This window comes from Bacillus altaicus, from assembly GCF_042136375.2.
Classification (GTDB): Bacteria; Bacillota; Bacilli; order Bacillales; family Bacillaceae_G; genus Bacillus_A; species Bacillus_A cereus_U.
Window position 1 is genome coordinate 2638053 of sequence record NZ_CM143394.1, and the last position, 12304, is coordinate 2650356.

The window sequence follows — 12304 nt, forward strand, 5'->3', positions numbered from 1 at the left end:
TTACTCATACATTAGGAGATATAAGAAGAAACTAAAAGAAAAAGAAAAACGTATATTACATTAATAAGTAAAATCCCCTCAACATAAGTCGAGGGGATTTTGTAAAGCAAATAAATAATTCTAATGGTCGAATGAGGGAAGACTGCTCTTTATAGTAGGATAAACATTAAAAACATCTATTTTTATATTGTTTAGGTGAAATACCAGTATGTTTTTTAAAGATCTTTGTAAAATGACTCTGGTCGTGAAAATTTAATAATGTAGAAATTTCGGATATAGAATGTCTCGTATAAGTCATTAACTTTTTTGACTCATCTACTTTGGCACGCTGAATATATTCATTTAGAGAAATTCCAACTTCTTTTTTGAAAAGAGAAGATAGATAACTAGGGTTTAATGTGACTATTTCTGCAAGGATAGTTAGTGTAATATCACCATAAAGATGAGTAAATATATAATTTTGGCATTCGTTTATAGGTTTGGAATGTTTTTTTATAGTCCCGTTTTTGACACGTTCTGCAAACTCAAGTAAAGCATTCTCCAAAAAAGGGGAAATGGCTTCATTTTTATGTATTTCTTCGAGTTTTTGTATAAATAAATCACTAAGAGTATATGCGATTTCAGGGAAAAGTCCTCCTTCTATAGCAGATCTAGTTGCAAGTGTAATAGCTGCAATGGCAGAATTTTTTTGGCTTCGCAGGTGACTTGTCTTTGATAACACCCCAAGCTCTCCTGATTCAGGTAATCTCCTTAGATTTTTAATTAAATCATCCTTTTTCCCTTGCTTAATACACTCAAATATTTTCCTTTCAACTAGTGGATCGATATGAGTTAATGTACTTTGACGTTGCTCCGATATATGTATTTCGGGCTGTTCAATTTTAAATTCCACCTTTTTTACAAGCATGTTTTTTTGCAGAACATCTGCTATGTTCAACTGTTTTTGATACAGCATGTAATAAAGCACTAAACTTATATTTAAAAAACTCAAATTATTTAATATGGATAGAGAACGATAATATCGAATCATTTCTTCTTTATCTATTTTTAGTTGAAGATCATTAACGATACCTTTAATTGATGTTTCTGATAGCCTGGAATAAAGGACGGGTCCAACAATGATATTCCCACTAATTTGGTCGTTCAAACGTAGATTAATTGCGAAAAAATTTTCAAGAAAGGCTGTCTCTTCTAATGACGGAAAAGTAAAGTGAGGCTGTTCCTTAAATAGTTCATTAAGTATCGCCTCTTTTGAAGAATACATAGGGTTATGCTGAATATTGGAAGAGATTTCAAATACTAAATCTCCTTTGTTATTAAGAAAATAGACAGGTGTTTTATGTACGTCAAAGATTAGTTTACAAATATAATATAAATCCTCTAGTTTGGAGCAACTCATTATTTTAACCTCTATTCTGTAAAAATTGGATAAAATTTTTACAATTATTCTAAAAAATATACCATAATATCTAAAAAATAATAACTATAATAATATTAAGAAAGCGTTTACTTAATTATTTTTAGGAGGGCTATCATGAAAAGGGATATTAAGAAAATCATTTCACAAATGACATTAGAAGAAAAGGCAAGTCTATGTTCTGGATTAGACTTTTGGAATACAAAAGGGATTGAGCGATTAGAAATTCCTTCAATTATGGTAACTGATGGACCACACGGGCTTAGAAAACAGGCAGAAGGAGCAGATCACTTAGGGATTTATAACAGTATTCCAGCGACTTGTTTCCCTTCAGCAGTAGGATTAGCGAGTACGTGGAATAAAGAATTAATAAAACAAGTAGGAATTGCATTAGGAGAAGAATGTCAGGCGGAAAATGTAGGAGTTCTCCTTGGACCAGGTGCAAACATAAAACGTTCGCCGCTGTGCGGAAGAAACTTTGAATATTTTTCAGAGGACCCATATTTATCATCACAAATGGCTGCAAACCATGTTAAAGGCGTACAAAGTCAAGGGGTTGGAACGTCATTAAAACATTTCGCTGCTAATAATCAGGAGCATCGCAGAATGTCTGTAGATGCAATTGTTGATGAAAGAACATTGCGTGAAATCTATCTTGCTAGCTTTGAAGATGTCATTAAGGAAGCACAGCCTTGGACAGTAATGAGCGCTTACAACAAGGTAAATGGTGAATACGCTTCGGAAAATAACTATTTATTAAATGATATTTTAAAAGATGAATGGGGATTTGAAGGTTTTGTCGTTTCTGATTGGGGTGCAGTAAATGAGCGTGTTGCAAGTTTAGCGAACGGTTTGGAGTTAGAAATGCCTTCAAGCTTTGGAATTGGTGAGAAGAAAATTGTTGATGCAGTTAATTGTGGTGAGCTATCCGTAGAAAAGCTTGATCAAGCGGCAGAGCGTCTTCTTTACATTATTTTTAAAGCTTATGATAACCAATTAGAAAACGCTGTATATAGTAAGGACGCGCATCATCAGCTTGCAAGAGAAGTTGCAAGTGAAAGTATGGTTATGTTACAAAATGAAGATTCCATTCTTCCGCTGAAAAAAGAGGGAACGGTAGCAGTAATCGGAGGATTTGCAAAGCAACCACGTTTTCAAGGCGGCGGAAGCTCTCATATTAATCCAACAAATCTTGAAAGTATTCTCGAAGAAATTGAAACGGTATCAGGTGAAAAAACTAACATATTATTTGCCCAAGGCTATGACATTGCAAGTGATGATGTAAATGAAAGCATGGTTAATGAAGCGAAAAAAATAGCGGAGCGAGCAGATACAGCGGTCCTTTTCGTTGGACTTCCAGATCGTTATGAATCTGAAGGATTTGATCGAAAACATTTACAGATGCCAGAAAATCACGTGCAATTAATTGAGGCTATCGCTGAAGTTCAAAGTAATATCGTTGTAGTTTTAAGTAACGGTGCTCCAATTGAAATGCCATGGATAGGTAAAGTAAAAGGAATACTTGAAGGCTATTTAGGAGGGCAAGCATTAGGCGGAGCAATTGCTGATTTATTATTTGGCGATGCGAATCCAAGTGGGAAATTAGCGGAAACATTCCCGAAAGTATTAAGCGATAATCCTTCTTACTTAAACTTCCCTGGTGAAGGGGACAAAGTGGAATACAAAGAAGGTGTGTTCGTCGGATACCGTTATTACGATGCGAAAAATATTGAACCGTTGTTCCCATTTGGTTTTGGATTAAGCTATACAAATTTTGAGTATAGTAATCTTTCAATAAATAAGAAAGAGATAACGGATAAGGATACTGTTTCTATCAGTGTAAACGTGAAAAATACTGGTAGTACAGCAGGGAAAGAAATTGTTCAGCTTTATATAAAAGATGTTGAAAGCACTATGATTCGTCCTGAAAAAGAATTAAAAGGATTTGAAAAAGTAGAATTGCAGCCGGGAGAAGAAAAAACGGTTAGCTTTACTTTAAATAAAAGATCATTTGCTTATTATAATGTTGAATTAAAGGACTGGCATGTTGAAACAGGTGAATTTGAAATTTTAGTAGGAAAGTCTTCAAAAGAGATTGTTTTACATGATAGCATGTATGTTCAATCAACGACTATAATTCAAAAGCCAGTACATCGTAATACGTTACTCGGGGACATATTTGCGGACCCAATCTTAGCACCAATCGCAAAAGGGCTTATGGAAAAAGCATTAAAAGACAGTCCGTTTGGTAGTATGGCTGAAGGGGATAGTGATGTCTCTGAAATGATGGATGCTATGCTGAACTATATGCCATTACGAGCATTAGTGAACTTTAGCGCAGGTGCTTTTACAGAAGAAATGTTGAGTGAAATAATTGGGCTATTGAACGATGCGCAGATGAACTAATAAGTGTAAATGAATTGTATTAATGGGCGGTAAGACTCCTACCTCAAAACTTGGCGAATACGAGGAAGTGAGGCGGGAGATAATGGCCCGGAAATGCCTAATTAAAGTTTTACTTTATCCATTGAACATTCTTTGTTGAATTTTAATTAGGGTTAATAATTCATTGTAGGACGTTTCTCCAACATACAAAAAGGCAAATGAGAGTTAGAATCTCATTTGCTTTTTTTGTACTTATTCTGCTAAATGTAGAATCATATGCTTGTCTATCATCGCTTATCCCGCTATTTGTGGGCAGTAAAACTCCCACCTCAAAATTCAGGTGGAGCAAAGTAGTTAGGTGGGAGATCAACTGTCCGTAAACCCCCACTGATTATTAGCCTTCACTTTATAAATATGAACGATGCGATGGCCATGAACCTTGGAGTTTACGAAGTTGTACAATTTGTCCTGTATGATAAGCATCGTGCAATAGGATATTCAGATATTGTTGCCAAACTGGTAGAGACGGACTTGGTTGATCCAGTTCTGCTTCTTGAAGGGATGTTAATGAAGATTGTAAGGCATCATGTACTTGAATCGTTCGCTTCGCTGTTTGTTGCCAAGCATCATCATCGTTAGGTCCACCTTGGACAAACGTGTCATCATTATTTTGTGGAGCAACAAATGTGTCATCTTGATGTAAGCGGGACAGTAAGCGCTCTTTAAAGGTTAGTAAATGGTTTACATTTTCCCAAATCGAATTACTGGCCTTTCCTTCTGGGTGCCAACATGCTTGTGCAGCAGTAAGATTCTTTAACGCTTCTGATATCGGTGGATACCATTCTTCTTCGTAAAAAACTTGCTTGACTCCATTTTGTAATATTTCTTTTTTACCCATTCGTATAGCCTCCTTAACTATGAGATAGACCAACAATAAGTGTTATAGAAAGTAGATAGAAACGTACCTAATTATCATCTGATTGATGTTTGGAAGTTTCTAAAAGAACAATATGGCGCCGTTGTAGCAATTGCAGAAATAAACTTATGCTTTCTAAATCATTTTTCTAAATGTAATAAATTCTCCTTTCTCTTCAAGAAACCTGCCTCATAGTTGAACAAGAAAATCAAGTGCAACTTAAATTTAAAAATTTGTAGCAATATAAAGTTTCAGAAAGTTTTAAAATTCTAAAAAGTTAGAAGGTATAATTCGATAAATATAGAATTCAATACATAGCAAATAAGGAGGGGATTAAATGGAAGTTTTTCACGTGACGAGTAGAAAGAGGGAAACATACAACGTTCAAATGAGGTATTCGATACTTTTCGAATGTGCACTTGGCATTGCGGCAATTACTCATAAAAGGTTAATCGATACTCTTGAAAAGACTCAAAGTGAATGGGAAGAAGTTAGACAATCATTACCTCATGAAATGATAGAGCATTTACAGTTTGTAGAAGAAAATAATACATGGAAATCATTGCTTCAGTTATTGTATGAGGGAGATTTTCAGGATCTATCACAGTTTATTGCAAATATCGATTCACTTTCAGAAGAAGATTTAAAGTATATATGTTTACCGTTTTTAGGAGAAGTGTATGAGGAAAAAAGACGTTTAGCAGTAAGCGGGGAAGCATCTGCAATACACGAACTAAAGGAACTGACACATGATCATCAGTTTTTTTCTACGTATATAGAGTTTGTATGTCATGTTGATGTGCGTGAACTAAAAACGCATTTAATCGCCGTTATGACAGGGTGGTATGACAGTGTTGTTAAAAAAGAGGCAGAAGAAATTGTTTTTATACTACAACGAGATTATGAAGCGAAAAATGAAATGAATAAAAAGATGCAACCTGAAGAGTTTGTAGAGTGGGCAACAGGTGGAGTTACATATATGCCAGAGCCAAGTGTTCATCACGTACTTCTTATCCCGCAAATTACATACAGACCGTGGAACATAGAAGCTGATATTGAAGATACGAAAGTTTTTCATTATCCGGTCGCAAATGAAAGTATACATCCAGAGGATCCGTATGAGCCGAGTTATTTTTTAGTTCATAAACATAAGGCGCTCGGGGATGAGGCAAGATTGCGTATTGTAAAACTACTATTTGAACAAGAGCGTACGCTGCAAGAAATAACGGAAAGATTACAACTAGGGAAATCGACAGTACATCATCATTTGAAACTTTTACGTTCAGCAAAGTTAGTTGATATTCAAGACGGAAAATATGTATTGAGAAAGAAAGCAGTGCAGTCTTTAGCGAAAGAATTAGATGCATTTTTGAATAGATAATATACAACGAGAATGTACATAAAGGGAGGAATTTAATAGAAAAGTTGGTGAGTTATAGTGAAGAGTGTATTGAAAAACCGTTCATTCTTTTTTCTGTGGATTGGCAGTGCGATTTCGGAATTAGGCGGGGCTTTCGGGACGTTATGTAATTCAATTCTCGTTTATGAATTAACAGGATCAAAAACCGCATTAAGTAGCATGTGGTTACTATACTTTATCCCGTCGCTCATACTACAACTTATAAGCGGGCCATATATTGATAAATGGAGCCGAAAGTGGATTATGATTTTTTCGCAGTGGATGCGGGCCTCTGTTTTCTTACTGCCTTTAGTAATGCTTGTTACTAACAGTGTAGAAGTGTGGCACGTTTATGTTGTTCAAATTATAGTAGGGCTCATTACGCCGCTTTATACACCCGCCAGTCAAGCGATTACACCAAGCATTGTAAGTAAAGAACAGCTTCAAGACGCAAATGCGTATATTGATGGGATGACTCGCCTTATGATGTTTCTAGCGCCAGTATTAGGTGGTATCGTAATTCATTTAATTGGAATGAAGCTTACACTATTTTTTGTGTGCGTTTGTCTATTTATTAGTGGAGGATTATTACTTTTCATTACAGAAAAGAGGATAAAGCAAGAACTTCGAAAAACGTGGCTAGAACAGTTTCTTCACGGCTTTACATACTTTTTCACAAAACCAGTTATCGTTTGGCTCGGGGTATTTCTTACTTTCGTTCAATTCGGAGTAGGGGTAACGATGGTTACAAATCTTCCTTATATAAAAGACGAACTTTCAGCAGGATATGCTGAGTACGGTTACTTCATGGCAGGATTCCCGCTTGGCTATGTAGTTGGTTCCATGTTAGTTGGGAAAGTGAAGTATAGAAGCAGGCGACTACTTATGCTTGGAGGATTATTCGTAGGGGGCCTTACTTACATTTCACTAGGTTTAAATAATAGTATTATTATTGCGATTGTAATCGAAGTAATTGCCGGTATATGTATTGCATTTTTCAATGTTCATAACACGACGATATGCCAACAAACTGTCCCAAATAATATGATAGGAAAAGTCTTTTCAGTGCGACTATTTTTCATACGCTCGGCAATGCCATTAGGTGTCTTTTTAGGGGGAATACTGAGTGAAATGTGGGGAGTGAGAGTATTATACTTTATCATCGGTGCGATTATATGTGCCACTTCTTTAAGTGGGATATTGCTTCCGTATTTTAAATTTTTGGATGAGTCAATTGAAAAGAAATCGGCATAATTCAAATAATTTAAAACTTTATAATTGAAAACAATTATCATAATCAATTATAATGGAAGAATACTAGTATTCGTATTATAAAAAGGGAGTGGGATTAAATGTTTATCGAAACTAAAACATTTACAGTAAAAGAAGGTACATCTAATATAGTTGTAGAGCGTTTTACAGGAGAAGGCATTATTGAAAAATTTGAAGGCTTCATCGACTTAAGTGTTCTCGTGAAAAAAGTAAGACGCGGAGACGAAGAAGTTGTAGTTATGATTCGCTGGGAATCGGAAGAAGCATGGAAAAACTGGGAAACGAGTGAAGAGCACTTAGCTGGACATAGAGCGGGCCGCGGTAAGCCGAAGCCAGATCATATCATTAAGGTTGAGCACGGGGTTTATTATGTGAAATCATCGAAATCGGCTTATCAACAGTCGTAAAAATACATTTGTTTAATTATATTCTTTCGAATAAATAACCATCTATCTGCATACTGATAGATGGTTATTTATATTGAATAAAGAGAATGATTCGCATGTGATGTAAGAAGAATTAACGGACAGGTTAAAACTAGAAATGTTATAATATAAACTCGATCAGTGAGTAAGCTTAGGAGGGACAGTAATGATTCAATCGATAGTTCATATTGCATTAGTAGTAAAAGACTATGATGAGGCAATAGAGTTTTATACAAAGAAACTAAATTTCACATTAGTTGAAGATATTTATCAGCCAGAAGAAAACAAACGTTGGGTAGTGGTATCTCCTCCAGGTTCAGTCGGCACCACAATATTACTAGCTAGGGCATCTAAACCTGAGCAAGAGCCCTTTATTGGTAACCAATCAGGCGGTAGAGTATTTCTTTTCTTAAATACTGACGATTTTTGGAGAGATTATAATGAAATGATTTCAAGAGGAATAGAATTTGTGAGAGAACCGAAAGAGCAATCATATGGAATTGTTGCAGTATTTAAGGATTTATACGGGAATTTATGGGACCTGCTGCAACTAAAAGATGATCACCCAATTGCACAAAGAATGAATAGAAAGCAATGCGACTAAGCATTTCACAAGTATGTGAAAATAAAATAGAGCTCGGTATGTAAAAATTAGCAGTGTTTATAATGGAAATGTATGAGAAAAAATATAATTCAATATCGTTTAAAAGGTGTTTGCGTATTTTAGAAGCTGAGAAATATCGATATATTCTTATAGGAAGTATATTACGCGCTCAATAACTTGGAGGATAGAAATGATAGAAAATCTTTCATTTATTACATATGAAAACCATAAAGAGTTAGTACATAAAATTCTAAATGAATATATCGCTAGGAATGAAGTGAGTGGGTTAATGCTCATCGGATCTATCGCAAGAGGTGACGCATACCCCGAATCCGATATAGATTTATATGTTCTTTTAGAGAATGGACAAAAGAAAGATTTTCATTCTGAAATGAGAGAAGGTATTTTAATTGAATATAAGTATGCAGATGTTAATAGAATTCAATTAAACTTTAAAAATAATCCAATGGAATTATACTCTTTTCTAGAAGGAGAAATTTTATTTGATAGTAACGGTGAGTTGAAAAGGTTAAAGGAAGTAGCTCAACATAAATATGAAAATTATTCTGTTTCTAGTGATAAAGTAAAAGGCATTTCTCATTGGTTAAATAGTTCGCTTATTAAAATCCAGGCTGCTTTGAAAGCAAAAGATGAGTTAAAAGCTTCATATATAGTTCACACATCAATGTGGACATTGCTAGAGGGGATATGGGCTATTAATAACAAGCCGACACCTCCAGCTGGATCTGCTTTAAGGTATATTCAAGCATTACCTATTAGACCGACTAATTTTGATGGTTTACTTAATAATGTGTTTTTAGGGGATACGAAGGAACGTATTCATTCAGCAATTATCGTGATTGAGTGGGCTTTAGTGAATCTAGAGAACAAAAAATAACGGACATATTAACCGTATAATATGTCCGTTATTTTAATCTAATCTAATTTAATTTCAAATTCAAGCCGTTCATGCTTGTCTGAAAAAGGCATACTACGTTCTGTAAATAAAAAGCTAATTCCAGACGGAGTATTAGGAAGAGCAGGAGAAACAACAAATTGGTAGCTCACATGTCCATCTGTTCCAGTCCATCCTTCTGCCCAGCAATCGTATGTAGTATTTATAGATAATTCAACAAGGCTATGTGTATTATTCTCATTAAGTTTTTTGCTTTTCGAATCCCATTCTTTATATAAGTAAATTACACTAGCGTTAGAATATTGACGAATAAAGGTTAGAGTATACACTATTCCTTTATGCTCATAGGTTTTTAAAACAGGTATATGTTTTTTAAACTTAGTCGGTTCGACGTGAGGTTTAAATTCTTCTTCATCCATCATAGTGGAGAACAATGAATTTAAATAGTCTGGATAAAATCCGTGCTGCTTTGCCCAATTAGAAATAGCCTCATCAGGCGGAAATCCTGGATTCCCATTCGAAAGTTCTTTTCTTTCTTTTAATAGGGCGCAAATTTTTTCATCAATACAGTATAAGCGTTCATCGTAATGATCAGTAGGGCGTTCAAAAGACATTCGTTGCATAATCATTCCTCTTTTCCTTTATTTTTGTTTTCATATTTTATTATAACGGAAACAATTCTCATTTTTTACAATATACTAAACTAATTGAAATATTACGAAAAGTGTGGTTTTTATGTGCTAAAATAAATATAGAAAACCATTTATTAACTATCGGCAGGTTAATAGAAAAAGGGTGTAAATAGTTAATAATGTCACAATTAAAATGCAACTAGATAGTTAGGAGGAATCATTATAATGGATACTACACAACAAAACAGTAATGCATGGGATAAGAAGGTTGAAGAAGGTTCTAGATACACTCAACCTGTAAGTAGTGAGGTTATTGAAAAAAGTAAATCAGGTGAATGGGAAATCACAGTCACCACAGAAAAATCAGTTCCTAGAGATTGGTTTCCAAAGTCATTAGAGGGATTAAAGATACTTTGTTTAGCATCAGGTGGAGGGCAACAAGCACCAGTACTGGCTGCTGCTGGAGCAGATGTCACAGTTACTGATATATCTAAGAAGCAATTGGAACAAGATGAAAAGGTAGCGGAACGGGATGGATTAAATTTAAAAACAGTACAAGGAGATATGTCAGACCTTAGTAATTTTGAAGATGAATATTTTGATATTGTCGTAAATCCTGTTTCTAATTTGTTTGTAAAAGATGTTCATCTTGTATGGAATGAGATTTCAAGGGTTTTAAAGAATAAAGGTATTCTTATTTCTGGATTTATAAATCCTTTACTATGGATTTTTGATGACAACCAAGAACAAAAAGGTATTTTGGATGTTAAACATTCAATCCCTTCATCAACATTGGATTATTTACCAGAGGATGAAGTTCAAGATTACATTAATTTAAATCAAACAATAGAATACGCACATACTCTAGAAGATCAAATCCAAGGTCAAATTGAATCTGGTTTTGTTATAATGGGTTTTTATGAGGATGATTTTGGTGGAACAAGGATATTAGATAAGTATATTAAAACTTTTATTGCTACAAAAGCTATAAAGTTAAAGGTTGATTAAAATTTTGGCTCGTTAGTCGAAGAAGGAAACTTGAAAACAGTAAAAGTTCAATGTATGTCAAAAAGGATGGCACTTGCCATCCTTTTCCTTGTGTAGTTTGATTGTCAAAACAAGTTTTACACCTTTTAACCGAACCGGTTATAATAAATAGTCTGTCATTTTCCCATTAATTTTTCACATCATCATATAGTTCCAGCGCCTCTTTCACATTCAATCTATTTTTTACAATGCCATGAATCGCTTGAATCATCGCAGTTGGATGTTCGGATTGCCATATGTTTCGACCCATGTCTACTCCGATTGCGCCTTCTTGCAGCGCATTGTACGTAATGTTTAATGCGTCTTCGATTGAATCTAGTTTTGGGCCGCCTGCGATTACTACTGGAGCAGGGCATGTGCTTGTGATTTTTTCGAATCCTTCGCAGTAGTAAGTTTTAATAATGTCAGCTCCCATTTCAACACATACGCGGGAGGCGAGTGCTAGAAAGCGAGCTTCACGTTTTTGTAGCTCTTTCGCAACGGCGGTAATACCGAGTACTGGCAGGCCATAATCGTGAGCTTCAGAGACTACGTTTGCGAGATTTGAAACGGTTTGTGTTTCATAGTCTGATCCAACGAAAACAGAAACGCCGACGCCAATTGCATTTTGTTTTACGGCTTCTTTCACAGGTGTAACAATTGTTTCATTCGCTAAATCTTTACCGACTACAGTTGCTCCGCCTGATACACGCATAACCATCGGCGTGCTGCAGTCTTCAGGAATGCACGAGCTGAGTACACCTCGTGTTAAAAAGAGGGAGTCTGTATATGGAAGCAAGTTTTTAACTGTTTCTAACGGTTGTTCTAGTCCGTGAATCGGTCCTAAAAAGTAGCCGTGATCAATTGCTAACATAACCGCTCTGCCGTCAGGTAAAATTGTGTTTAATCGATTTTTAAATCCCCAAGTCATTAGGAATCACTCCTTTGTTAATGTTGGATTTTCAGTTTGTACTGTATCTTTATTTGGTAAATTTGGTGATTTTATAAAAACAGCTTTAAAAGGCTTATCGGAATGGTTAATAAGATAGTGAGATTCATGAGGGCGAACTTGCAAGACATCTCCTTGTTTTATTGGAATTCTTTCGTTATTTACATAGAAATCTATTTCGCCTTCTAACGCATAGAAGACTTCTTCGCACGTTGTATGATAGTGATTTTGAAACTCTTGCCCAGGCTGAATAACGACTAGGCCAAGATCGATATTTGGACCTTGTATTAAATATTTAGGCCCGTTATCACCGAAGCGATAGGTGAAATCATCTTCATTCACTTTAAGCATAGAAATCACTCC

Annotated in this window: 12 protein-coding genes; 7 read left to right on the forward strand and 5 right to left on the reverse strand. The window is 35.2% G+C overall.

Annotated elements, in window-relative coordinates; genetic code table 11:
• Positions 1–166 precede the first annotated feature (166 nt).
• Complete coding sequence (locus ACE38F_RS13755) at positions 167–1399, reverse strand: helix-turn-helix domain-containing protein (RefSeq protein ID WP_341025111.1); 1233 nt, start codon at positions 1397–1399, stop codon at positions 167–169.
• A gap of 135 nt (positions 1400–1534) precedes the next feature.
• On the opposite strand from ACE38F_RS13755, the gene ACE38F_RS13760 reads away from it, so the two are divergent.
• Entirely contained in the window at positions 1535–3823 is a 2289-nt protein-coding gene (locus ACE38F_RS13760; protein WP_375368840.1) for a glycoside hydrolase family 3 C-terminal domain-containing protein, read from the forward strand.
• Between the two features lie 385 nt (positions 3824–4208).
• Here ACE38F_RS13760 and ACE38F_RS13765 read toward each other — a convergent pair whose 3' ends face one another.
• Positions 4209–4700 (reverse strand): DinB family protein, encoded by a 492-nt coding sequence (locus ACE38F_RS13765; protein ID WP_375368841.1) that lies wholly within the window; start codon positions 4698–4700, stop codon positions 4209–4211.
• Positions 4701–5055: 355 nt separating this feature from the next.
• Between ACE38F_RS13765 and ACE38F_RS13770 the strand changes: the two genes are divergently transcribed.
• From ACE38F_RS13770 to ACE38F_RS13790, 5 genes are all read left to right on the forward strand, one after another.
• Complete coding sequence (locus tag ACE38F_RS13770) at positions 5056–6099, forward strand: ArsR/SmtB family transcription factor (protein WP_215553435.1); 1044 nt, start codon at positions 5056–5058, stop codon at positions 6097–6099.
• A gap of 57 nt (positions 6100–6156) precedes the next feature.
• On the forward strand, positions 6157–7371 hold the full coding sequence (locus ACE38F_RS13775) for an MFS transporter (RefSeq protein ID WP_215553434.1): 1215 nt from the start codon (positions 6157–6159) through the stop codon (positions 7369–7371).
• Between the two features lie 98 nt (positions 7372–7469).
• Positions 7470–7796: a heme-degrading monooxygenase HmoA gene (gene hmoA, locus ACE38F_RS13780; RefSeq protein WP_000469495.1), complete on the forward strand. Its 327-nt coding sequence runs from the start codon at positions 7470–7472 to the stop codon at positions 7794–7796.
• Between the two features lie 184 nt (positions 7797–7980).
• Positions 7981–8418 (forward strand): VOC family protein, encoded by a 438-nt coding sequence (locus ACE38F_RS13785; RefSeq protein ID WP_375368842.1) that lies wholly within the window; start codon positions 7981–7983, stop codon positions 8416–8418.
• A 190-nt stretch (positions 8419–8608) separates the two neighbouring features.
• Positions 8609–9316 carry a nucleotidyltransferase family protein gene (locus tag ACE38F_RS13790; protein ID WP_375368843.1) on the forward strand — a complete coding sequence of 236 codons (708 nt, stop codon included), beginning with the start codon at positions 8609–8611 and terminating at the stop codon, positions 9314–9316.
• A gap of 38 nt (positions 9317–9354) precedes the next feature.
• Here the strand turns inward: ACE38F_RS13790 and ACE38F_RS13795 are convergent, their stop codons facing one another.
• Positions 9355–9957 (reverse strand): hypothetical protein, encoded by a 603-nt coding sequence (locus ACE38F_RS13795; protein ID WP_375368844.1) that lies wholly within the window; start codon positions 9955–9957, stop codon positions 9355–9357.
• A 234-nt stretch (positions 9958–10191) separates the two neighbouring features.
• On the opposite strand from ACE38F_RS13795, the gene ACE38F_RS13800 reads away from it, so the two are divergent.
• A complete protein-coding gene (locus ACE38F_RS13800) occupies positions 10192–10974 on the forward strand; it encodes a class I SAM-dependent methyltransferase (RefSeq protein ID WP_375368845.1) in 783 nt (260 codons plus the stop codon).
• A 166-nt stretch (positions 10975–11140) separates the two neighbouring features.
• Here ACE38F_RS13800 and lsrF read toward each other — a convergent pair whose 3' ends face one another.
• Both lsrF and ACE38F_RS13810 read right to left on the reverse strand, forming a co-directional pair.
• Entirely contained in the window at positions 11141–11923 is a 783-nt protein-coding gene (lsrF, locus tag ACE38F_RS13805; RefSeq protein WP_375368846.1) for a 3-hydroxy-5-phosphonooxypentane-2,4-dione thiolase, read from the reverse strand.
• Between the two features lie 6 nt (positions 11924–11929).
• Positions 11930–12292, reverse strand: a complete 363-nt coding sequence (locus ACE38F_RS13810; RefSeq protein WP_375368847.1) for a cupin domain-containing protein — start codon at positions 12290–12292, stop codon at positions 11930–11932.
• Between the last annotated feature and the right edge of the window lie 12 nt (positions 12293–12304).